Origin of the sequence: Pseudoalteromonas byunsanensis, from assembly GCF_001854475.1 — a bacterium.
Lineage (GTDB): Bacteria > Pseudomonadota > Gammaproteobacteria > Enterobacterales > Alteromonadaceae > Pseudoalteromonas > Pseudoalteromonas byunsanensis.
In genome coordinates this window covers 205,515-228,250 of the sequence record NZ_MNAN01000032.1, presented here as the reverse complement: position 1 = coordinate 228,250, position 22,736 = coordinate 205,515, and the positions used below count along the sequence as shown (strand labels likewise).

20 protein-coding genes are annotated in these 22,736 nt (G+C 43.4%); 14 read left to right on the top strand and 6 right to left on the bottom strand.

What is annotated here, in order from left to right:
• From BIW53_RS13000 to BIW53_RS12980, 5 genes are all read right to left on the bottom strand, one after another.
• On the bottom strand, nt 1-1,087 hold a 1,087-nt coding region (locus BIW53_RS13000; RefSeq protein WP_139158845.1), incomplete at its 3' end, for a tetratricopeptide repeat protein.
• Between the two features lie 198 nt (nt 1,088-1,285).
• Nucleotides 1,286-2,038: a HugZ family pyridoxamine 5'-phosphate oxidase gene (locus BIW53_RS12995; RefSeq protein WP_070992447.1), complete on the bottom strand. Its 753-nt coding sequence runs from the start codon at nt 2,036-2,038 to the stop codon at nt 1,286-1,288.
• The gene (locus BIW53_RS12990; protein WP_070992446.1) at nt 2,031-2,828 is read right to left on the bottom strand and encodes a heme ABC transporter ATP-binding protein; all 798 of its coding nucleotides are present in this window, start codon (nt 2,826-2,828) and stop codon (nt 2,031-2,033) included. The genes BIW53_RS12995 and BIW53_RS12990 overlap by 8 nt, the downstream gene beginning before the upstream one ends.
• Nucleotides 2,821-3,870 carry a FecCD family ABC transporter permease gene (locus BIW53_RS12985; RefSeq protein WP_070992445.1) on the bottom strand — a complete coding sequence of 350 codons (1,050 nt, stop codon included), beginning with the start codon at nt 3,868-3,870 and terminating at the stop codon, nt 2,821-2,823. The genes BIW53_RS12990 and BIW53_RS12985 overlap by 8 nt, the downstream gene beginning before the upstream one ends.
• A complete protein-coding gene (locus BIW53_RS12980) occupies nt 3,867-4,682 on the bottom strand; it encodes a heme/hemin ABC transporter substrate-binding protein (protein WP_070992444.1) in 816 nt (271 codons plus the stop codon). The genes BIW53_RS12985 and BIW53_RS12980 overlap by 4 nt, the downstream gene beginning before the upstream one ends.
• A gap of 217 nt (nt 4,683-4,899) precedes the next feature.
• Here BIW53_RS12980 and BIW53_RS12975 point away from each other — a divergent pair, with 217 nt between their 5' ends.
• From BIW53_RS12975 to tyrA, 6 genes are all read left to right on the top strand, one after another.
• Nucleotides 4,900-6,987, top strand: a complete 2,088-nt coding sequence (locus tag BIW53_RS12975; protein ID WP_070992443.1) for a TonB-dependent receptor domain-containing protein — start codon at nt 4,900-4,902, stop codon at nt 6,985-6,987.
• A 223-nt stretch (nt 6,988-7,210) separates the two neighbouring features.
• Nucleotides 7,211-7,459 carry a 30S ribosomal protein S16 gene (rpsP, locus tag BIW53_RS12970; protein WP_070992442.1) on the top strand — a complete coding sequence of 83 codons (249 nt, stop codon included), beginning with the start codon at nt 7,211-7,213 and terminating at the stop codon, nt 7,457-7,459.
• 17 nt (nt 7,460-7,476) lie between these two features.
• Entirely contained in the window at nt 7,477-8,010 is a 534-nt protein-coding gene (rimM, locus tag BIW53_RS12965) for a ribosome maturation factor RimM (protein WP_070992441.1), read from the top strand.
• Nucleotides 8,010-8,777 carry a tRNA (guanosine(37)-N1)-methyltransferase TrmD gene (gene trmD, locus BIW53_RS12960; RefSeq protein WP_070992440.1) on the top strand — a complete coding sequence of 256 codons (768 nt, stop codon included), beginning with the start codon at nt 8,010-8,012 and terminating at the stop codon, nt 8,775-8,777. The genes rimM and trmD overlap by 1 nt, the downstream gene beginning before the upstream one ends.
• A gap of 33 nt (nt 8,778-8,810) precedes the next feature.
• Nucleotides 8,811-9,170, top strand: coding sequence for a 50S ribosomal protein L19 (rplS, locus tag BIW53_RS12955; RefSeq protein WP_070992439.1), 360 nt, complete (start codon nt 8,811-8,813; stop codon nt 9,168-9,170).
• Between the two features lie 185 nt (nt 9,171-9,355).
• Nucleotides 9,356-10,477 (top strand): bifunctional chorismate mutase/prephenate dehydrogenase, encoded by a 1,122-nt coding sequence (gene tyrA / locus BIW53_RS12950; protein WP_415839082.1) that lies wholly within the window; start codon nt 9,356-9,358, stop codon nt 10,475-10,477.
• Between the two features lie 67 nt (nt 10,478-10,544).
• Here tyrA and BIW53_RS12945 read toward each other — a convergent pair whose 3' ends face one another.
• On the bottom strand, nt 10,545-11,699 hold the full coding sequence (locus BIW53_RS12945) for a chorismate mutase (RefSeq protein WP_070992437.1): 1,155 nt from the start codon (nt 11,697-11,699) through the stop codon (nt 10,545-10,547).
• 344 nt (nt 11,700-12,043) lie between these two features.
• On the opposite strand from BIW53_RS12945, the gene BIW53_RS12940 reads away from it, so the two are divergent.
• From BIW53_RS12940 to BIW53_RS12905, 8 genes are all read left to right on the top strand, one after another.
• Nucleotides 12,044-15,025: an EAL domain-containing protein gene (locus tag BIW53_RS12940; RefSeq protein ID WP_070992436.1), complete on the top strand. Its 2,982-nt coding sequence runs from the start codon at nt 12,044-12,046 to the stop codon at nt 15,023-15,025.
• Nucleotides 15,026-15,150: 125 nt separating this feature from the next.
• Complete coding sequence (gene truA / locus BIW53_RS12935; protein WP_070992435.1) at nt 15,151-15,936, top strand: tRNA pseudouridine(38-40) synthase TruA; 786 nt, start codon at nt 15,151-15,153, stop codon at nt 15,934-15,936.
• Between the two features lie 150 nt (nt 15,937-16,086).
• Nucleotides 16,087-16,962 (top strand): acetyl-CoA carboxylase, carboxyltransferase subunit beta, encoded by an 876-nt coding sequence (gene accD / locus BIW53_RS12930; protein ID WP_070992434.1) that lies wholly within the window; start codon nt 16,087-16,089, stop codon nt 16,960-16,962.
• 26 nt (nt 16,963-16,988) lie between these two features.
• Complete coding sequence (folC, locus tag BIW53_RS12925; RefSeq protein ID WP_070992433.1) at nt 16,989-18,251, top strand: bifunctional tetrahydrofolate synthase/dihydrofolate synthase; 1,263 nt, start codon at nt 16,989-16,991, stop codon at nt 18,249-18,251.
• Nucleotides 18,252-18,262: 11 nt separating this feature from the next.
• Entirely contained in the window at nt 18,263-18,901 is a 639-nt protein-coding gene (locus BIW53_RS12920; protein WP_070992432.1) for an SPOR domain-containing protein, read from the top strand.
• 61 nt (nt 18,902-18,962) lie between these two features.
• Nucleotides 18,963-19,457, top strand: coding sequence for a CvpA family protein (locus BIW53_RS12915; protein WP_070992431.1), 495 nt, complete (start codon nt 18,963-18,965; stop codon nt 19,455-19,457).
• A 17-nt stretch (nt 19,458-19,474) separates the two neighbouring features.
• Nucleotides 19,475-20,998 carry an amidophosphoribosyltransferase gene (gene purF, locus BIW53_RS12910; protein ID WP_070992430.1) on the top strand — a complete coding sequence of 508 codons (1,524 nt, stop codon included), beginning with the start codon at nt 19,475-19,477 and terminating at the stop codon, nt 20,996-20,998.
• Nucleotides 20,999-21,292: 294 nt separating this feature from the next.
• The gene (locus tag BIW53_RS12905; protein ID WP_175442135.1) at nt 21,293-22,735 is read left to right on the top strand and encodes a transporter substrate-binding domain-containing protein; all 1,443 of its coding nucleotides are present in this window, start codon (nt 21,293-21,295) and stop codon (nt 22,733-22,735) included.
• Nucleotide 22,736 lies beyond the last annotated feature (1 nt).

Here is a 22,736-nt window from a genome sequence, read left to right as displayed (position 1 = left end):
TGCCTTCTTTGCGGCCCAGCGCTTCATTGAGTGACAGGCTGTGTTGGTGCATCTTAAGGGCGGCATCCAGCTCACCGCGTACTCGATACACATTACCTATATTGCCGTATTGGTTGGCCATGCCTTCTTTGCGGCCCAGCGCTTCATTGAGTGACAGGCTGTGCTGAAACATCTCAAGGGCAGTATCCAGCTCACCGCGTGCTCCATAGACAAGGCCCATATTGCCGTATTGGTTGGCCATACCTTCCTTGCGGCCCAGCGCTTCACTCAGTGCTAAGCTTTGTTGGTACATGTCAAGGGCGGTATCAAGCTCACCTCGTGTCTGATAGATAAGGCCCATATTGCCGTATTGGTTGGCCATGCCTTCTTTGCGGCCCAGCGCTTCATTGAGTGACAGGCTGTGTTGGTGCATCTTAAGGGCGGTATCCAGCTCACCGCGTGTCCGATATACAATGCCCATATTGCCCATTGATATAGCAATCCAGAGGTTATCGTTATTACCTTGAGCAAGGTCTTTTATGTGAGTATAAGCCTCTATGGCCTTATCTAATTGACCTATTCTTTTATAAAGATGACCCAGTTGATTCCAGGCTTCCATGTAGTCGGGGTTAAGCTGTGTGGCGCGCAAGGTGTGAGTAAGAGCGCGCTGGGTGTTATGTAAATACGCTAACGTGCCTTTTTGGTAGTGACATTTTGCCGCTAATAAAATCGACGGTTCACTCTGGTTAATTTGTTTATCCAGTAGCGCTTCTGCACGTTCTACATTGCCACTGTCAATAATGGCTTGCAGCCCGTTATCTACTTCAAGCTCCGTTAAGGTATGATTATTTTTAGCGGCCACGAGGCTGGCAATAATTTCGGTGTGGGATTGCACAAGCTGGTTTTTTATATCCAGCTCTAATTGCTGGCTTTCTAGTTGTTTTGTTAATGCGTCAATTGCGGCTTTCGCTTTCGGGTCGCCCAGAATGATATCACCATAGACATTGCCGCCAACTTGAACCGACGAATTGTCATTACCCGTGACACCTTGAGAAACACCATCGTTTTTCTTAAACCAACGGATGAGTACTGCTATTAATTTGACCAAGCGCGCTATCCCTAAAACTGACCTATACCCAATAGGATGTTAGAGAAGCGTCACAGCAAATGCAAAAAAATTGCATGGTAGCGGTAATGTGTGGCGTTTTTTGAAAGTTCGAGAGGTAACTTGTCAACATGTTGGGAGGCGGCTCAATGAGCATGACAACCGCTGACAGTAACACATCAGCGGTTGTTAAAAGTAGGGTTAGCCGGTTATTTCCGCGCTTTCTTTGTGCTCGCTTTGCTCTCGCGCCGCTTTGGTGAGCTTCACCAGTGCTTTTCGCACATCGGTGCTCTCTAAACAGGGCGTATCAAATTGCACATAGTAGTTTTTTTCATTGGCACGTAGATAGCAGCCATCGCTGACGAGGGTGGTCATCACTACATCGTCGCTGTCGATACAGTGCGTGAGCTTTAAAATCAGTCGGTTAGCATCACTGTGATCTTGGTTCATATGGTTGACCATGTGTGCTTCGTCCTCTAAATTCCATTGCGGCGCACTTTGCTGCCATTCGTCTTTTTCAATCCAAAAAATATGACCAAAACCGCCGATGTAGCGTACACGTTTTACGTCCATGCGCCATAGTTGAAAGTCGTGCGCTTGGCGGTAGCTTATGGCCTCTGGATATTGGCGTTCATAGCGAGTGAGTAGGGCGTCATGTTCATCTTGTGGAACAGGTGCGGCGTCGCCCACTATCGTGACGCGGGCATGGGCATTTTGATCCCCCTGCTCGGCGGCATCAAATACGGTTGCACACATTTTGCTGTTCTCAGTCAGGTTGCGAGAATGCTGCGCTATGCCTGCGATATAGAAGATTAAACGTCCTTCATTGTCGCTCATAAATGGGGAAACTGAGCCAAATGGGTATCCAGCTAAGTTTTTTGAAATGGTTGAAATAACGCAAACATTGGATTGTCTGACTAAAGTGCGTGCTTCAAAAGCAGCTTGTTCACGCATGGGTAACTCCTAGTTGTGGTTCTGAAAATATCATGGGTATTTGATAGGTTGGATGCGTTGTTATTTGCATGTGAGTCTTATAAATTGGTTGTAGTACTGAGGATTGTAAAACCTCTTGGGGTGTGCCGTCATGGCATAGTTGTCCGTTATTTAGCAGTAGTACACGGTCAGCATACAGAGAAGTTAAGTTCAGATCATGTAAAACAGCAATGACGATGTTACCTTGTTGGGCAAATGATTTAGCTTTGCTCAATGTTAAATGCTGGTGGTGCATATCAAGAGCGGATGTGGGTTCATCCAGTAGCATCAGCTTGCCTTTGGTATTGGCTTTATGGGCATCAAGTTGTGCTAAGCAGCGTGCAAATTGCACTCGTTGAAATTCACCACCTGACAATGCTGTCACATCTCGCACAGCCAGTTTTTCCAGGGTTAATTGCGTAATGAGCTGGTTAACCACCTGTTTTTGTTCATGTATCGATTCATGATAAGGATAGCGGCCCATCGCAATAAGCTCTGTGGCGCTAAATGAAAAGTTAACCTGATTGTTTTGTAACAGCACCGCTCTTTTTGTGGCGAGCGTGAGCTCATCAAAACTCTGGAGCGGTTGATTATCTATGGTGATCTGTCCGGTGTACGAGATATCGTTGCAAATGGCACTTAACAGCGTTGATTTGCCAGCGCCATTTTCACCCAGTAGAACGATAAGTTCCCCAGTATTAGCAGTGAAGTTGACGCTGTCTAAGATTGGCCTATTACCGCGCTCAATTGATACATTTTGACAGCTAAGCATGTTGACCTCGCTTTTGTTTTAACAATTGATAGATAAAAAATGGACTACCAAATAGTGCTGTAACAATGCCTATGGGTAACTCCGATGGGGCAACAATCAAGCGTGACACCCAATCTGCGAGCAGCAATGCGACGCAGCCAAGTAAGATGCTCAGCGGTAACATGCGTCTTAAGTCAGGGCCGACTAACAATCGCGCGATATGTGGGACGAGTAAGCCGACAAAACCAATCATGCCTGAAAGCGCCACTGCGCTACCCACTCCCAATGCCACAATAAACACGATTTCAGCTTTGAGCTGTTTCACATTGACACCTAAATGGCGGGCTTCGCGCTCGCCTAACATCAAGGCATTGATTTTCTTGCGGCGCACAAAGAGGGCGTAGACACTCAGTACAATAAGTGGAGCGCCGTACTGCATACCAGACCAGCTCGCACCACCCAAAGAGCCCATTTGCCAATAGGTCATTAAGCGCAGTGAACTGTCATCAGCAAAAAAGCTAAATAGGCCAATAACTGCCATGGCCATGGCGTTTATCGCGACACCAGCCAATAATAAAGTAGTGATTTGAATTTGCCCGTGATGGTTAGAAATTCTGTAGATTAACCCCGTGACTGCCAAGGCCCCCACAAATGCAGCAGGCGCAACCATGGCCTCGTGAATAAAGCTTATTTGCGCTGAGAGCGCTATCACTGACACAGCCCCGACCGCGGCGCCACCTGTGATCCCCATAAGGCTTGGGTCGGCTAATGGGTTTCGACACAGTGCTTGGGTTACCGCGCCCGCACTGGCAAGTACCGAACCGACTAAAATTGCCAGCAGTAACCTGGGCAGACGAATTTGTGTCATTACAGTTAGGTGTAGAGGTTGTACATCACCTGTCATGGAATCGGGCAGTAACCACACGATAGGCATTTTCCAGTCCCAGCCGATGGCACCACTGCTAAGCGACAGCCATGCAAGCAGCCCTAACAAAGCGCAGCTGACCCAATACCACTGAATATGACGCTTACTTTCGACAAAAGGAGATGCCAAAGTGCTCATAATATCTCTCGTTGGAATGCACTAAGTTGCGCAATCGCCTCAGGTAATCGTGATGTCATACCAATTGAAATCAATGAGTCCATCACCAGTAAGCGACACTTTTGTGCAGCAGGTATAAGTGCAAGAGCGGGTAACTGGCAAAACTTTTTCTTACCGCCAAGAGAGTCGACGGTGTGGCTTGGCGCGACGATAAAATCAGGGTTAGCGGCAACCATTGACTCAATATTGTAAGGTTTGAATCCTGATTCAGTCGCAAGGTTTTTAATACCTGCATAGCTGAACAGAATATCTGGCACTGTATCGGTACCAGCCACTAACACACCGCGTTCAGACGCAGATAGAATAAACATGGCCTTATTTTGTGTCGGTGTTGCCTTGTTTGGGAGCTGTTGTTGCAATTTACGAATAAGGGCTCTGGCATTTTGCTGCTTGTTCAAGTCGCTACCGAGTCTTTCTATTAAGGCAAACAGTTCTTTTACTTGTGTTGGTTTTGGATAGTGATTAACACGCACTCCCGTGCTCTTAAGTTGGGTGAGCACTTCTGGGCGGCCACTGCCTTCGAGTGTTAAAACCAAAGATGGAGATTGTGATAACACGCCTTCTGCGGATAAATCACGGTAGTAGCCTACTTTGGGCAGTGATTGAGCCTGTGCAGGGGAGGTACTTGAAGTATCAATCGCGACAACTTGCTTGCCAGCACCAATTGCAAAAACAATGTCCGTCAGTGTGCCTCCAGCAATTACGATTCGTTCAGCTTGGGCTGCAAAGCTTTGGGTGAGTAAAGCGATTAACAGATATAAACGTAATTTCATACTGTACCTTATTTTCTTCTCATTGTGTGTTGCGCAAAGTACTACGGTTTTAAGCCATGAGCGCAGTCTGGTTGTGAGTGTATGAGCGAATAATAGCGAATAAAAACATCCAAATCTACATAAATACGCAAATGATAACCATTTTTATTTGCAATTAAGGGTGGGGGCTTTTATAGTGCAAAAAAATTGATGCATTCCCTTTTTGAGGTATTTACAAATGGTATTAAGACACACGGCAATTTATTTGGGTATTTTAGTCGCTTGGTCAGGGGCACCGAGTGTGCAGGCGGAAGAATTTGAGAAAAATAAGGATGTGATCGTTGTAACAGGTTCACGTGTAGAGCAGGCCCTTGGCGATGTAGCGGGCAGTGTGACTGTTGTAACCGAACAAGATCTTGAAGATGAGCTTGCGGTTGACCTGAGTAGCGCATTTCGTTATCAAACAGGGGTTAGTGCAACTGGCAATGCGGGGCAGCCACAAGCGCTCAACATTCGAGGCATGGGTGGCAACCGAGTGGTTTATGTTAAAGATGGCCGCAGAATTAACGATGCTTATGACGGGGGCCAAGGAATGTTGGTCGGTCGAGGTTACTTGGATGTGGATGGAATTCGTCAAATCGAAGTCGCAAAAGGTGCTGCCTCTTCGCTTTACGGATCTGATGCGTTGGGTGGTATTGTGGTGATCACAACCAAGACCCCCACCGACTACCTAAGTGGCGGCGAACAATATGCCAGCGTACAAGCGGGGTTTAATGGCTTAAGTGATGAAACATCACTATCGGGTGTATTTGCAAAGCGTTTTGGTGGCAATGCCACGTCAATTCAATTGACTCGTCGCGATGGTAAAGAGACGCAAAATTACCAAGAAACGCTCCCCAAGTTTGATTATCAAAGCACAGCAGTAGTGTTAAAATCTCAGCATAGCTTGACGGATACCAGCTCGGTATTGGCATCAGTGGATTACTTTGTGCAAGAAACCGAGCAACTTATTGACCTAGGCCGTTATGAAACCTTAGATGACAATAGCAACCTGTCCTTTTCTCTAGGGTATAAAAGTACGCTTCCAGCGTTTGCCTATGACAACTTAGACGCGCAAGTTTATATCACTAACTTTGAGCAACAAAGTGACCAACTACGAGCAGGTAATGGACGCTCAGGCCCGTATATTGATCATAACGACTATCGCTTTGAGCAACAAATAGTGGGCGCTAAGTTGGTATTGGATAAAGAGTGGGTGGCGGACAGCATCAAAAATCAGTTTGTTTATGGCGTAGATTTTGAGCGTTATGACACCATACGTCCACGGTTAAAGTCGCGTTTCGATGTGTCGGGGCAAAACGTGTTTATGAATGAGCCACAAAAAGCATTTCCTGGCGCGGATACCGACATGTTGGGTATTTTTGTGCAAAATAATACGGCCCTAATTAAAGATACGCTTGACTTACAAATGGCGTTACGGTGGGACAGGTTCGATATGCGTGCCAAGCAAAGCGATTTATATAGCGCTGAATTTAAAGATATCGACGAAACCGCTTTCTCACCAAAAATCGGTCTGGTTTATTCATTAAGCACTAATCTGCGAGTGTATGCGCAATATGCTGAAGGGTTTAAGATCCCACCGCATGATCAAGCATATCAAAGTCATGGTGTCGAACCTTTCTATCAAATATTGCCCAATGCACAGTTAGAGCCTGAGTACAGTAAAGGTGTCGAATTAGGGTTGCGCGGTGACTTTGACAATCACCAGTTTGTGTTAACGACCTTCAATACGCAATTTGATGGTTTTATAGCTTCTCAATTGGTTGGTAGTGAAGCCACTCGTATTCCAGGCGTAAATAAAGCGTACTATCAATATCAGAACCTTTCAGATGTAGAAATCGAAGGAATAGAGGCTTCGTATACCGTATGGTTCAATGACCACCTAGCCATAGATGGCGGTGTAACTTATATACATGGTAAAGATAAGGTGAATAACACCTACTTAGAGTCGATTAGTCCACTCAATGGTTACCTTAAAGCTAGATATGAGTTAGGTGATTTGTCTTTCACTACAGCTATACGAGCGGCGCAAGAGATGGATAAAGTACCTGATGAGAGTAAGGTAAAAACTCATGGGTGGGGCAGTGTAGATCTATTTGCTCAATATAGCTTTGGAAGCTGGAAGCTCAATGGCGGGGTATTTAATGTATTCGATAAACAGTATACGCTGTATAATAACGTGGCAGGGCAAAGCGCAGAGGGCGATTTAAGCCAATATACGCAGCCAGGTCGCCATTTAGCGATAAATATAAAGTACACATTGTAATATAGTGGTGGAGGTGTGCTTTGCTTAAGAGCCACCTCTAGTAACTCACCTTGTACACTTTGTATAAACGCAGCGTCGCAAAAGTGCGCTCAATTCAAGTGACATAGTGAGAAAAGTCAATTCTTACTTGCATTGTTGAAAAAAACTCGTACAATTCCCCAGCTTCCCAATAGTGGGAAGTAAATCTTATTAATGAAAACAGTCAATCTATTCAGAGGACGGTATGGTAACTATTCGTTTGCAACGTGGTGGCGCTAAAAAGCGTCCTTTCTATCAAATTGTGGTTGCGGATAGCCGTTTCTCGCGTGACGGTCGTTTCATCGAGAAAGTAGGTTTCTTTAACCCTATTGCTGCTGGTCAAGAAGAAAAACTTCGTCTAGACCTTGCCCGTGTTGAACACTGGGTAGGTCAAGGTGCAGGTCTTTCTGATCGTGTAGCTAAGTTAGTTAAAGACGCTCGTAAAGCGGCTTAATAGGCGTAAGTGTAACCATGAGTCAAGAAAACACCACGATTATTGTAGTAGGTAAGCTTGGTGCCCCTTATGGTATTAAGGGCTGGCTTAAGGTGCATTCATTTACTGACGATCCCCAAGGGATCTTCGATTTCAGCCCATGGTTGATAGGGCAACAAGGTAAATGGCAAACCCTTGAAGTAAGCGACTGGCGTCGCCACAACAAGGGCTTTATCGCCAAGTTTGCGCAAGTAAACGACAGAGACCAAGCAATGGCTTTTACCAATGCAGAAATTTCTGTGGATGCTGCGCAACTGCCAGAACTACCTGAAGGGGAGTTCTATTGGCGAGATCTCATCGGCATGTCTGTTGTAACTGATAAAGGTTATGACTTAGGGCAGGTTGATGACTTGATGGAGACAGGATCAAATGATGTTTTGGTTGTGAAAGCAAACAAAAAAGATGCATTTGGTCAGTCAGAGCGCTTAATTCCTTTTTTAACTGATTCAGTTATCAAAGAAGTTAAGCACGATGAACGACAAATTATTGTTGATTGGGATCCAGGCTTTTAATGAGCCAGCAAAATCCATTATGGGTTGGGGTGATTTCACTCTTTCCTGAAATGTTTGATGCAATAACCCAACAAGGCGTTACAGGCCGTGCGGTTAAAAACGGTTTAATCGATTTTAACTGTTGGAATCCACGCGACTATGCCACTGATAAGCATAGAACGGTGGATGACAGACCTTACGGTGGTGGTCCTGGCATGTTGATGATGGTTCAGCCATTACAACAGGCAATACTTGCAGCCAAAGCGGCAGCAGGCGAAGGCGCTAAAGTAATTTATATGTCCCCTCAAGGGCGAAAACTAGATCAACAAGGCGCGGCCGAATTGGCCAAGTCAGAAAAATTGATTTTAGTAGCTGGTCGCTATGAAGGTATAGATGAGCGGATCATTGAATCTCATGTAGATGAAGAATGGTCCATTGGTGATTTTATCCTCAGTGGTGGAGAACTACCGGCCATGACATTAATCGATGCAGTAGCGCGATTAGTGCCAGGGGTGTTAGGTCATAACCAATCTGCGGAGCAAGACTCATTTTCGGATGGCTTGTTAGATTGTCCTCACTATACTCGGCCAGAAACATTGGATGGCAAACGGGTGCCTGCTGTATTACTCAGTGGCAACCACCAAGAGATAGCCAAATGGCGCACTAAGCAGTCGTTAGGCAGAACTTGGTTACGACGTCCAGACTTGTTGCGTAACCTAGCTCTGACTGAGGAGCAAGCGACACTACTCGCTGAATTTCAGCACGAGTACCAAGAAGCTTGTGGCTAGAAGACAGTTACACCTAGGAATGTGAGAAATAAAATGGCAAAAGTAAACCAAAATATTATTAAAGAGCTAGAAGCTGAACAGCTTAAGCAAGACGTACCTGCATTCGGCGCTGGTGACACAGTTGTTGTTCAGGTTCGTGTAAAAGAAGGTGAAAAAGAGCGTCTACAGGCCTTTGAAGGTGTTGTAATCGCTAAGCGTAACCGTGGTCTACACTCAGCTTTCACAGTTCGTAAAATCTCGAGCGGTGAAGGTGTTGAGCGTGTATTCCAAACGCACAGCCCTCTAATCAGCAGCATTGCAGTTAAGCGTCGCGGTGCAGTTCGCCGTGCTAAGCTTTACTACTTGCGCGAGCGTTCAGGTAAATCAGCACGTATTAAAGAGAAACTTAACTAATACGCGCGTTTACCACGCTAAAAAAACAGGCCACTCATTGAGTGGCCTGTTTTGGTTTGTAAGCCAGAAAATTTCATCTAACATAAAGTGGCTTTGCGCTTTTATCCTCCTTACTATCTTGATAGACTCTCTGTATCATATTTTTTACTGATGTAATCTTATCTTTACACCCTTTGGCGAGCGTAATGGATTTAAATGAATTAAGGCAAGGTATTGACGAGTGTGATACCGAGTTAGTGAACTTATTGGCAAAGCGTCGTGCTTTGACCGAGCAGGTCGGCATCATCAAACAACAAACGGGTGCGCCATTACATGCTCCTGAACGAGAAGCACAACTGATAGCTTCGCGACGTGAGCAAGCGCAAAACCTGAATGTAAACCCCGATTTAGTAGAAGATATTCTTCGCAGAATGATGCGTGAAGCCTATGAAAATCAACAAAGCAGACTTGCGTGTGTTGCGCCAGAATTATCACCTGTGGTGATTGTTGGTGGTAAAGGAGCGATGGGGCAGTTGTTCGCAAAACAGCTGGAGCGCTCTGGTTATGAAGTTAGAATTTTGGATAAAGATGAGCAGGCACAGGCCAGCGCTTTATTATCTGATGCCAAATTAGTGCTGATCAGTGTGCCTATTAATGCAATTGAGAGTGTTGTTAATCGTCTGCCTAGGTTACCCGAAGATTGTATTTTGGCTGATATTACTTCTGTAAAACAAAAACCACTGAAGGTTATGTTAAACAAACACAGTGGACCTGTGGTTGGACTGCATCCAATGTTCGGTCCAGATATCTCCCACTGGGTAAAACAAACGATTGTTGCCTGTGAAGGGCGCGGCCATGAGCAATGTACAGGTCTGTTACAGCAGCTCAGTGTGTGGGGTAGCCAATTAGTCGAAATAGATGCTAAAAAGCATGATCAAGCGATGCAAATCATTCAGGTCATGCGACATTTGACGACTTTTGTGTATGGTCAGTTTTTATCGAAGCAGTGTCACACGCTAGAAGAGTTACGCAGCTGTTCGTCACCTATCTACCAGTTGGAGTTAATGATGGTAGGGCGGCTTTTTGCGCAATCCCCCGAGCTATATTCAGACATTATGCTTGCACAATTCGATGATGTTGAAGGGCTGTTAGCCAGTTATCAGGAAACGTTTGCTAGCACCTTGGAAAAGCTAAAGATGGGTGATAAGGACTCACTTATTGAAGCGTTTAGTCAGGCAAAGCATTACTTTTCTGATAGTGCAGCGCAGTTCTTAACGCAAAGTCGTGGCTTATTGAACAAAGCCAATGATGCAAAAGTATTGGACTAACTAAGTGCTAGGTTAAAGCAAAGGAAGTGGGCCCTCCTTTGCTTGTCTGCTTTGTAAGACAATAAGGTTAGAGCACCTCAACAGCTTTCATTGATTCACTTTGATAACAACCTAGAATACGCACATACTGTGTGTGGTCTTTTAGCTCATCCATTGCCCTTTGCACATCTGGTGATGCAATATTGGCGACTAAATCGACGTAAAATACTTCTTCCCAAGGATTACCGGGCACTGGCCGTGACTCTAGTTTTACCATATTAATATTGTGTTGCTTAAACACCATAAGCGCGTCTGCCAAAGAGCCAACTTGTTGTTTAGTGGCCATTATCAGGCTAGTCTTAGTAGGGATTTGTGTTGATACTTGTAGTGCTTTACGTGCAACAACAATGAAGCGGCTATGGTTTTCTGCCTGATTTGCCAATCCTGTTTTGATGACTTCAAGGCCAACATCCCTACCTGCTTGAGCTGAGCCGATGGCCGCACTATTTGGTGTATTCAAAGCACTTTGTAAGGCACTTGAAGTCGAATCACATGTTTCGTGTAATACATCTCCTAAGCCCTGAACAAACTTACTACACTGGGCAAAAGGCTGTGGGTGAGCAAATAGTTTAGTTACATCTTTGAGCAGAGTATCTGGCTGCGCTAACAGGCAGTGTTCAACAGTGTGTGTGACTTCGCCGACAATTGAAACTTGTGCGTGTTGTAGCAAATCAAATACTTCATTGATACTGCCTGAACTTGTGTTTTCAATAGGGAGCAGGCCAAAATCTGCTTGCCCCTTTTCTACGTGTTCGGTGATCTGTTCAAAGTTTTGGCAGCCCATTTCAATAAGTTTACCGGGTCTGCGACTAAAATACTTGTGACAGGCTAACTGGCTGTATGAGCCTGGGCCGCCCAAGTAGGCGACGCGGTGCGTGTCACCAACAGCCTCTGGGTTTAAACTTTTCTGTAATAACGCTTGCTGGTTTAAAACTGAGTCTTCAAGAATGATTTGAAATACATTGTTGATGTAAAAAGCATCTAGCCCTAGTGACTTGCCATAGCTGATCAGTTTTTCTAACAGTATCTGTTCGCGGTGCTCGTCACGAATCGGTTTCTGATTTGCTATTTTATATTCTAAAACGCTATAGCTTATGCGACGGCGTTTGGCTAATAGGATCAACAGCTCAGAGTCAATCTCGTTTATATCGCTGCGCAGAGCGTTTAAAGTATCTTCGGTCATAGGTCCTCATTCCCATTGGCAAAAAAAAACCTCCCAGTTGGGAGGCCTACTATTTGTGTTACGCGCAAACAGATAAGCCTCCTCATCGGAAGAAGCTAAAAAAGAAAAATGTGTAAATGCGTATAACAATTAAATTCATGGTTAAGCTTTGAGATTTAAAATAATCTAATTACATTATTAACATACTTTAATTTGTTTCTACAAGTATTAGTTTCGTAAAAGGCTTTATAAAAACTAACTTTCGGGTTGATTGGTGTTTTATGGACTTGGCGTCGCCGTTAAGTATCTGTTATATTTGGTCGATTATAATTATTAAAAATAACAACTAATATAAGGGTTTAGCTGTGGTCAATCGCCGACCCCCTTCACGATTTGGAATACACTCGCTCAGTGTTAAGTTATCTATACTTATCTCGGCAGTGTGCGTGATCGCGGGAATTTTTGCTGCAGCGCTCATGCTGAAATCAGAAGAAAGACAACTGATCCACGAAGAGTACAATGAACTTAAACGCGTAAGTAATCAGCTTATTCAGCAGTTTAACCACCACCTTGATCACAAAACTAATCTGGCAGAGCAAGCAAACGCTATTGTCGCAAAAGAGTTGTATTCACAGGGCAGCAATACCATCAGTGCCCCGTTTATCGAAATTCAACAAGAGGGAGGGGTGTATGTCAGTACCGCAAGTAATGGTTTATCTGCGGCACAACTGACTTCTGATGCTAAGTTGAATGGGCAGCAAAAACATCTATTTGCTCGCTCTGAATCTTTATGGAATGTGATAGCCCCTCCATTATTACAAGACTTCTTTAATTTTTATCTATATACCTCAGATGACTTTGTACGCGTTGCTCCTCCTAATGTTCTTATAAATCAAATTGATAGGAAGAAATCACTCAATGCTCATATCTTACCTTTGCTAAGGGAAGAGTTAAATCCAACAAGAGAAGCGTTGTGGTCAGATGTCCACTTTGACGACGTTTGGAACAAGTGGCTTATCAGCGTATTGGTACCGCTATATCATAAGGATGAATATATTGGTTTTACAGGTTCAGACGTTGAAGTAAATCATATGCTTGCCCAGTTGCTCTCCCCTGATGAACATCAAGGTTATGTTATTTTTAGTGAGCAGGGGGAAATTATCGCCGCTCCCAGTTTAGGAAAAGCGGTATTTCATAACCACGATTCGCAAAACGCATCTGAGCTATTTCCTGCATTAAGTAAAGTCTTTCAACCCGTATTATCCTCTAAGTTGGCTGAGTACCAAGGAGAATTTGAGCGCGAAGGCCAAGGTCATATAATCAATATCACCGCTCTAAAAAGGTTGGGGTGGTATGTGGGCACATATAAAAAGCGAGACTTTACTCTTTCTACCATTCAGGCTTTAAAAGTTAAACTGTTCGGGTTATTCATTTTATATGCTGTGTTTGTCGCGTTGCTGTTGCATCAGGTGTTATATCAATTAGTTCTAAGCCGTATCAACGCGCTGGTTGGAGCCGTGTCTGGTTTTGGTAAGGGACAGTGGGAAACGCCAAACCTGCCAAGCAGTAATGATGAAATAGGCTTGTTGAATGATGCGTTCAACAAAATGAGTGCTGAAATTAAAGCCTTGGTTGGCGGTTTAAACCAACGCATACAAGAAAAAGAAAAAGCTGAAAAGCAAGCTAACCGTTTATCAAAGGCAGTGTCTTTCTCCGGTACTGCGGTAGCTATTACCAATGGCAATTTTGAAATTGAATATGTGAATCCAAAAATGATTGAAATGACAGGGTTCAAAGAAGAGCAGTTTATAAATGCCCCGTTATTGAGCATTATTTCGTCGGATATGGCCATTTTAATTGATGATATCGATATTGATTTGAGAAGTCGCAATTACTGGCGTGGTGATACTGTATTAGAAGGGGCTGGGTCCGACCCTATCTGGGTCAGCTTGAGCATTTCACCGATACGCGAAATTGATGGCACCATTTCAAGTTATGTAGCCTCAGCACAAGACATATCATTCGTTAAAGAAAGTCAGCGTAAAATGGAGGAGCTTGCGTATTTTGATACCCTGACAGGATTAGCAAATCGAACATTTTTTAGAATGCAGTTGCGCAAATCAATGGCGTTGGCCGGCCGTGGTCATTATGCATTCGCATTGTTTTATTTTGATTTGGATGAGTTCAAACGTATCAACGATACGCTAGGTCACGATGCAGGTGACAGGCTTTTAGTGGAAGTGGCTGAGCGATTAAAAAATCGCTTACGAGCGGAAGATACCATAGCACGCTTAGGTGGAGATGAATTCGCTGTGTTACTGAGTGGCATAGATAATCGAGATAATGCTATGGAAGTGGCTCATATTATTCAGCGGACTATTAATAAACCCATCAAGCTTGGTAATAATGAAGTGATTGTTAGCGCCAGCATTGGTATTACGATGGCACCTTTTGATAGTCAAGAAGAAGAGCAATTACTAAAGCATGCCGATCTGGCGATGTACGAAGCAAAAGCAAAGGGGCGGAACACTTTTCACTTTTATTCTCAAGAACTTGATGCCGCAGCTAATGAGAGGCTGTTTATTGAAAATGAGTTGCGTATCGCCCTCAAAGCAAAACAGTTTAAGTTAAATTACCAGCCACAGGTTAACAGTCAAACCATGGAAGTGATTGGTTATGAAGCATTGATCAGATGGTATCATCCTGAAAAAGGGTTTATCCCGCCAGATAAATTTATTCATATTGCAGAAGCCACTGGCATGATAGTGGAGTTGGGTGAGTGGGTGATAGATGAAGCATGTCATTTTTCTATGCGCTTACAAGCTTTGGGGCAAGCAGGAAATATGTCTATTAACCTATCAGCGCGGCAATTTAAAGACGACCGTTTAATAAGTACCTTGTCAGATGTGCTAGAACGTACAAAAATGCCACCGAATTTGCTCCATTTAGAGCTCACAGAGAGTATGCTAATGGGCGATGTTGAGGCTGCAATCACACAGTTACACGAGATAAAAAGGTTGGGTGTCGCCTTATCGATCGACGATTTTGGTACAGGTTACTCATCGTTGAGTTATTTGAAACGTTTTCCAGTTGATATGCTCAAGGTTGACCGTTCTTTCGTACAAGATATACCAGAGGATCAAAATGATATGGAGATCACCGCCGCCATTATTGCGATGGCGCAAAAGCTTAAGCTTCAGGTGGTTGCAGAAGGCGTTGAAACTCAAGAGCAAGTTGACTTTTTACAAAAGAATAACTGCTTTATTGTACAAGGTTATTTTTATAGCCCACCTATCAACGAGTCTGAAGTTCATGACTTTTACCAAAGCTTACAACGTCCGATATAAATCGAAGCTGCATATTAATATATCGATAAATATGTAATAACTGGGCTTAGAACACCGCTAAGCTTTTATTCACCGGTGCAATCGCATAAAATGCTCCGCTATTGTGTATGGAGGTAGTAGTCAGTATGCGTGTTGCATTAGGTATCGAATATAACGGTGCAAATTATTGTGGTTGGCAAAGACAGTCACATGTAAATAGTATTCAGCAAGAATTAGAAACCGCGTTGTCGCGGATCTGTAATCATCCTATCGATATCGTATGCGCAGGTCGTACCGACGCTGGCGTTCATGCTACAGGTCAAGTTGTGCATTTCGATACACACGCACAACGTGATATGAGCGCATTTACGTTGGGGCTTAACTCTCAGTTGCCCGATGACATTGCGATTCGTTATGCACAGCAAGTAGATGATGAGTTTCACGCCCGTTTTAGTGCCACGGCAAGACGCTATCGTTATGTCATTTACAACCATCCATTTCGTCCAGGAATTTTGCGCAGTGGTGTGACACATTATCATCACCCCCTGGATGAGACATTAATGCAGGCGGCATGCCCTGCAATGATAGGAGAGCAAGACTTTACTTCTTTTCGCGCAGTACACTGTCAGTCGAACACTCCATTTCGTAACATCCATCACCTCAATGTAGAACGCATCGGTAACTATGTAGTGATAGATATTAAAGCCAATGCATTTTTGCATCATATGGTACGCAATATAACAGGATGTTTGATAGATATTGGGATTGGTAAAGAGTCTCCAGATTGGTTACAGCATCTACTTGATATTAGAGATAGAACGCAAGCAAGTGCCACAGCTAAGCCAAATGGATTATATTTGGTCGATGTGGATTATCCTGAAAAGTGGCAGATCCCTTCAACACCTCTGGGACCGTTGTTTTTACCTGAATAGATGTATCTAAATAGTTTTCAGAGAATGTAATAATATTGGACTACTAAGACCAGTTTTTTATATCTCTGATAACTAATTCATGTTTTAATTAAGAAAATTTGTCTGTAAAGATACAGACTAGCGACACAGATTAGCAATAAGAGAGTTGCCATGAGTTGGTTAGAAAAAATCTTACCTAAGACCACAAAATCGTCAGGTAAAAAAGAAATTCCTGAAGGTGTTTGGGCAAAATGTACAGATTGTGATTCTATTTTATACAAAGCAGAATTAGAAAAGTCTTTGAATGTATGTCCTAAGTGTGATCATCACATGCGTTTGAGTGCTAGAAAACGTCTTGAACTATTTTTGGATGATGCTGAGCGCCAAGAATTAGGAGCGCAACATGAGCCAAAAGATATATTAAAGTTCAAAGACTCGAAAAAATACTCGGACCGCATCACCGCCGCGCAAAAGGCAAGCGGTGAAAAAGATGCTTTAGTGGCAATGAAAGGTCGCCTGAAGGGGATGCCTGTAGCTGCTGTTTCTTTTGAATTCGCTTTTATGGGTGGCTCAATGGCATCGGTTGTTGGCGCTAGATTTGTGGATGCTGTCGACGAGTGCTTGGCGCATAACATGCCGCTGATTTGTTTCTCAGCTTCAGGTGGGGCGCGGATGCAAGAAGCACTAATGTCGCTGATGCAAATGGCTAAAACTAGTGCTGCACTTGCCAAGATGTCTGAGCGTGGCTTGCCGTTTATCTCTGTATTAACGGATCCAACTATGGGTGGGGTATCGGCGTCATTAGCAATGCTAGGTGACATTAACGTGGCTGAACCAAAGGCATTAATTGGCTTTGCAGGCCCGCGCGTTATTGAACAAACCGTGCGTGAAACTTTACCAGAGGGATTTCAGCGCAGTGAATTTTTGCTCGAACACGGCGCTATTGACATGATAGTTGACCGCAGAGAAATGCGTGACACCCTAGCACGTGTTTTGGCCAAGTTTATGGACTTGCCTTCTACCGAACAAGAGCATAGAGTAGCGTAAATTTTTTAATATAAGCTATTTTATTGATGACAGTTCAAATTCCAGGCCAATCATCAAGTCTTGATGATTGGCTTTGTTATTTAGAAAGCGTTCACCCTGCAAACATTGAAATGGGTTTGGAACGTGTAAAGCATGTCGCTGAACAAACTCAGTTACTTACAACAGCAAGTAAAATTATCCTTATTGGTGGTACCAACGGTAAAGGTACAACCGCACGTTGTTTAGAGTCGCTATTGCTTGCTCAAGGTTATAGTGTTGGCACTTACGCTTCACCACACTTGGTTCGTTACAATGAACGTGTGCGTATAAATGGTTCACAGCTTTGTGATCAGGACCACATTGATGCTTTTCATATGCTGGAGCAGGGCAGAGGCGAGACACAGCTAACCTACTTTGAGTATGGTACCCTTGGAGCTCTTGCCATTTTTAAGCGCTATGCCGTGGATTATATTTTGCTTGAAGTGGGCCTTGGCGGTCGTTTTGATGCCACGAATATTGTTACGCCTTATGCCTGTGTGATAACCACAATAGATTTAGATCACAAAGAGTATTTGGGTGATACCAGAGAGTTGGTAGGTTATGACAAGGCGGGTATTTTCAGAAGCAATACCCCAGCCATAGTGGGCGATTTAAATATACCTCACACAGTGACTGACTATGGTGCACAAATCAACGCTGATATGGTACTGGCAAATAGAGACTTTAATCATATTGTGAATGCTCAAGGGTTTGAGTGGCGCTATCAAAACTACAACTATGAATTTGCGACGCCAGCCATTCCAATGCAAAATGTGGCAACTGCATTGACCACATTAGCTAAACTTCAGTTACTGCCAAACGAGCAAATGATCCGCTCATGCTTGTCACAATTGCAAGTAGAGGGGCGCTTTCAATGTCTTAGTGATTCGCCTAAAGTTTATACAGATGTGGCTCATAACCCTGAATCAGCACGATATTTGAAGCAAAAAATGGTTCAGCTTAAAGCTCAAGGGTTTAAAATCCACGCATTAATCGCTATGCTTGCAGACAAGGATAAGGCAAGCGTTATTCAAGAAGTCTCTGACGTCATTGATGTTTGGTCATGTGCTTCACTGTCTGGGCCCAGAGCTGAGCAAGCAGAGAATTTACAGACCTTGGTAGCACAGTATACACAAACAGAGTGCTTTGGTTATGACAACGTGGAAGCTGCCTTGGACAATGTATTGGCAACACACAAGGATGATACTGTGTTAATCATATTTGGTTCATTTCTCACGGTGGCTGACGCCATTAAATATTGGCAAAAATAGAGAGTAGTAAAGTGGATTCAGGGTTTGTAAATCGCTTAGTGGGTACCAGTATTGTTGTGGTAGCCGCCATAATTTTTATTCCTAACATTCTTGATGGTGAAAAAGTTCATTATAAAGAAGGGTTTAAAGCTATTCCTGAACGTCCTGAATTCACCACTGTTGATTTACAAGATGTCATTGACGAAAGAGCGGAAATGGCACCTGAGGTGACGGGGGCGCCAATTGAAGATATTGCCTCTGACGATCAACAGTTTGTAGCTGCCAGTACAGATGATGGCGTTTTTGAAACACCAAGTGCAGAGCCTACAGAGCCATCATCCACTCAGACCAATAAGTCTGATACAGACCCAAAAGTTGTAGCAAAAACTCCCACAGCTACACGAGCACCCAGCTCTAACCTAACCAGCATGGCGTACGTGATTCAATTAGGTAGTTTTTCTCATAAGCCCAATGTTGATGCATTGGTGGAAAAATTGAAAAAAAATGGCTTTAAAGCGTTCACTCGTCCGGTACAGACTCCTAATGGTACGTTGACAAAGGTGTTCGTTGGACCAGATTTAAATAAGACAAAACTTGAAGCTAAGTTACCAGAGCTAAAGAAGTTAACTAAGCTAAACGGGCGTTTGACACAATTCGAAATTGCAAAATGATCTGGTAATTGCCCCGCGGCTCTTATAGAATGCGGCCCAAATTAACGACTTATTGGTTTATATGAACTGGGTTGATTACACAATTCTTGGTATTGTCGGTTTATCGACATTCTTCGGATTAATTCGTGGTTTTGTCAAAGAAGCTATGTCATTAGCCGTTTGGATTGGTGCCTTTTTCATCTCTAGCTTGTTCTACCAATATCTAGCAACCTTCCTAACTCCCATTTCAGAACCCCTTTTAAGAAATGCAGCCGCAATATCCATATTATTTTTTGCGACCTTACTGTTAGGCGGGTTTGTTAACTATATTTTAGGTGAGATTGTGCAACGCACAGGCTTAACCGGTACCGATCGAATCTTCGGACTCGTTTTTGGTGCTTTACGGGGCGTATTGGTCGTTAGCGCCTTATTGTTTTTTCTCGATGCATTCACCGGTGCGCCAAGTACGCAATGGTGGCCAGCATCAACTTTGATCCCTGAATTTGGCTTTGTTATAGAGTGGTTTTTTACCTACCTAGAACATAACTCCAGCTTTTTGAATTCAGTAAACCGTTAATCGGCGAGGAAATTTTAATGTGTGGTATCGTTGGGATAGTCGGAAAGTCTCCTGTTAATCAGGCGATTTATGATGGCTTAACTGTTTTGCAGCACCGTGGCCAAGATGCGGCTGGTATTATTACCATTGACAACAATACGTTTAGTTTGCGCAAAGCAAACGGCTTAGTGAAGGATGTATTTCATACTCGTCACATGAAGCGACTACAGGGCAGTATCGGTATCGGGCATGTGCGTTACCCAACTGCGGGCTCTTCAAGTTCAGCTGAAGCGCAGCCTTTTTACGTTAATTCTCCGTTTGGTATTGCGCTTGCGCACAACGGTAACTTGACCAATGCTGAAGCGTTGAAAGAGCGTTTATTCACTCAGGCTCGCCGTCATGTTAACACCACATCGGACTCAGAAATCTTACTGAATATTTTAGCTTACGAGCTTGGCAAATCAGATAAATTGAAGCTTGATGCTGAAGATATGTTTGCTGCTATCAGTGAAGTTAACGCTCAAGCTACAGGCGGTTACGCAAGCATTGCGATGATTATCGGCCATGGTATTTTAGCGTTTAGAGACCCAAGTGGTATTCGCCCATTAGTATTTGGTAAACGTGAGACAAAGCAGGGAACAGAATATATGTTCGCCTCTGAGAGCGTTGCCCTGAAAATTGACGGTTACGATTTCGTACGTGATGTTGCACCTGGTGAGGCAATTTACGTGACAGAAGATGGAGAATTCCACTCGCAATTGTGTGCGCAAAAGACCATATATGCGCCATGTATTTTTGAGTTTGTTTATTTTGCTCGTCCAGATTCTGTTATCGATAAAATGTCTGTATATGCAACCCGCGTAAATATGGGGACCAAGCTTGGTGAGAAAATTGCCAGAGAATGGGCAGACAAAGAGATTGACGTCGTTATTCCAATTCCTGAAACGTCATGTGATATCGCGTTAGAAATTGCATCAGTGCTGGATTTACCTTATCGCCAAGGCTTTGTGAAAAATCGTTACATCGGCCGTACATTCATTATGCCAGGCCAAGAAATGCGTAAGAAGTCTGTGCGCCGTAAGCTCAACGCGATTGACAGCGAGTTTAAAGGTAAGAATGTACTGTTGGTTGATGATTCGATTGTACGTGGTACAACATCAGCGCAAATCGTAGAAATGGCACGTGAGGCTGGCGCGAAAAATGTTTATTTTGCATCAGCGGCACCAGAGGTACGCTTCCCGAACGTATATGGTATTGATATGCCATCGGCTGCTGAGCTGATTGCACATGGCCGTGAAGTAGAAGATATTAATGCAAGCATTGGCTCAGACGGTTTGATCTATCAATCACTACCGGATCTAATCTCTGCTGTACGTGAAGAAAACCCCGAGATCACACGCTTTGAAACGTCAGTGTTTGACGGTCAATACATCACAGGTGATATCGACCAAAATTACTTGAACCGCGTTGATGCTTTACGTAATGACTCTGCTAAGTCAACACGTGAGAAAGCAATGTCAGCGAGCTTAGAGTTACATAACCAAGAAGAGGGTGAAGAGTAACGCCTTGCTCGTTCATTAATGCCCACATTGCGGTTACGCAAGAGAAATGCCTGATGTTTATCATCAGGCATTTTTTTATAAGCCAACGCCCCTCTAGTTTCTGTCCTTCCATTCATAATACCGAACAATCGAAGTGTAAAATGCGGGTTTTTGTAAATAAAAGGTGTTAAATTGCAAAAATATGGTTTCCAATGTTGAAACATATGTTAAATTTTGGTATCAATTGGAGCTAGGCTGTTATATTTTCTTTGTGAGTAGTCCATGCGACTTATCTGCTTGAGAGTTGCCCTCATTATGTCCCAATTTTACATCGTACTTTGGAATACATGCGAAGGGCGAGAGACCAATGTTTTTTTCCATCAAGAGAAAGAAAGTTTACTTACTTACTTAACTTCAGAAGAAAAACAGTATTTGGAGGAACGCCCTTCATTTACATACTGTGTAGATCCACAATGGAAGCCATTAGAGTGGATAGATAGTGCATACCGCCATCAAGGCTATATTGCTGATTACTTAGCTCTGATCTCACATGGGTTAGGCGTTGATTTCAAGTTATTGCCCACGAATTCTTGGAGCAGTACTCTAGAAGCAATTAAACGAAGAGACTGCGACTTCATCTCTGCTGCTATGCAAACGCACGTCAGAGAGCCCTATGTAAATTTTACCCAGCCATATCTCTCTTATGCATTCGCTATAGCTGTACATAAAGATATAGATTGGAATGCAGGTGGATCTTATAAAAGCAAAACAATTGCTTTGGTAGAGGGTTACTCTTACGAAGAAAAGCTAAGAGCTAATTATCCTGATATTAAGCTACGCCATGTTAAATCTGTGCGTGAAGGGATGAACTTAGCATCAGCGCTTAAAGTGGATGGGTTTGTAGACAGTGCAATGGTCATTGCTTATTCAATTAACCATGATGGATACATGAATTTGAAAATAGCAGAGCGTTTGCCCGAACACATGAGGCTGAGTATCGCGGTTAGAAATGATGATGATGTTCTACTTAGAGTTTTAAATAAAGCTGTACAAAATATCAATGAAAATGAAAAAAGGGAGATCCAGGAGTATTGGGAGACAAAGTATGTTACGACAGATTTAGTCCCTGCTTGGGTGCTTTTCTTTTCTAAAAGTGCAATTGTTTTTTATGGCCTTATATGTTTGATTTTTATTTTTTCCATGAAAAGAAAACAGCAAAGTAAACCTCTATTAACCCAGTCACAAGGCCTACCACCACCGAATAGGCGAGTATATAGTCGAAGCGAAATCCAAGAAATACTTATTGAAACCAACTGTAAAAATAATACGGGCAACTACATGCCGATGCTATTGAAAATGGATGGTGCTGACTTTTTAACAGAAGAGCTTAGCCTAGAAAGGTTCTTTCAAGTGCAGAAGCAGTTCGAAATGCAGTGTTTAGATCTGCTACCCGATGGTAGCTACATAGGAAACTGGTTAAATTACAGCTACTTGGTGCTTATTCCCCACATCCATAGGAGTAATTTGGTTGTTATTGCTGAACATGTTAGATATGAAATTAGCTATAGCGGAGTGAAGCAGGGAACGCGCTTAACGGCTTCTGTGCTTGTGCCCAAAGATCAGGGCTATGATGAACTTTTAGCGTATGTCCATTCTATGTCTTCATGTTTCTCTAACTATAGTAAAAGTAAAGATATTGTTTTGACATATCCAATTGAGCATCGCCCGCTTTTGCCAGAAGATAGAGTTGTACTTTGAT

Excerpts from the sequence above, each read along its gene's own strand:
- BIW53_RS12995 (WP_070992447.1), bottom strand. The coding sequence starts at position 2,038 with ATGCGTGAACAAGCTGCTTTTGAAGCACGCACTTTAGTCAGACAATCC.
- BIW53_RS12990 (WP_070992446.1), bottom strand. The coding sequence starts at position 2,828 with ATGCTTAGCTGTCAAAATGTATCAATTGAGCGCGGTAATAGGCCAATC.
- BIW53_RS12985 (WP_070992445.1), bottom strand. The coding sequence starts at position 3,870 with ATGAGCACTTTGGCATCTCCTTTTGTCGAAAGTAAGCGTCATATTCAG.
- BIW53_RS12980 (WP_070992444.1), bottom strand. The coding sequence starts at position 4,682 with ATGAAATTACGTTTATATCTGTTAATCGCTTTACTCACCCAAAGCTTT.
- BIW53_RS12975 (WP_070992443.1), top strand. The coding sequence starts at position 4,900 with ATGGTATTAAGACACACGGCAATTTATTTGGGTATTTTAGTCGCTTGG.
- rpsP (WP_070992442.1), top strand. The coding sequence starts at position 7,211 with ATGGTAACTATTCGTTTGCAACGTGGTGGCGCTAAAAAGCGTCCTTTC.
- rimM (WP_070992441.1), top strand. The coding sequence starts at position 7,477 with ATGAGTCAAGAAAACACCACGATTATTGTAGTAGGTAAGCTTGGTGCC.
- trmD (WP_070992440.1), top strand. The coding sequence starts at position 8,010 with ATGAGCCAGCAAAATCCATTATGGGTTGGGGTGATTTCACTCTTTCCT.
- rplS (WP_070992439.1), top strand. The coding sequence starts at position 8,811 with ATGGCAAAAGTAAACCAAAATATTATTAAAGAGCTAGAAGCTGAACAG.
- tyrA (WP_415839082.1), top strand. The coding sequence starts at position 9,356 with ATGGATTTAAATGAATTAAGGCAAGGTATTGACGAGTGTGATACCGAG.
- BIW53_RS12945 (WP_070992437.1), bottom strand. The coding sequence starts at position 11,699 with ATGACCGAAGATACTTTAAACGCTCTGCGCAGCGATATAAACGAGATT.
- truA (WP_070992435.1), top strand. The coding sequence starts at position 15,151 with ATGCGTGTTGCATTAGGTATCGAATATAACGGTGCAAATTATTGTGGT.
- accD (WP_070992434.1), top strand. The coding sequence starts at position 16,087 with ATGAGTTGGTTAGAAAAAATCTTACCTAAGACCACAAAATCGTCAGGT.
- folC (WP_070992433.1), top strand. The coding sequence starts at position 16,989 with ATGACAGTTCAAATTCCAGGCCAATCATCAAGTCTTGATGATTGGCTT.
- BIW53_RS12915 (WP_070992431.1), top strand. The coding sequence starts at position 18,963 with ATGAACTGGGTTGATTACACAATTCTTGGTATTGTCGGTTTATCGACA.
- purF (WP_070992430.1), top strand. The coding sequence starts at position 19,475 with ATGTGTGGTATCGTTGGGATAGTCGGAAAGTCTCCTGTTAATCAGGCG.
- BIW53_RS12905 (WP_175442135.1), top strand. The coding sequence starts at position 21,293 with ATGTCCCAATTTTACATCGTACTTTGGAATACATGCGAAGGGCGAGAG.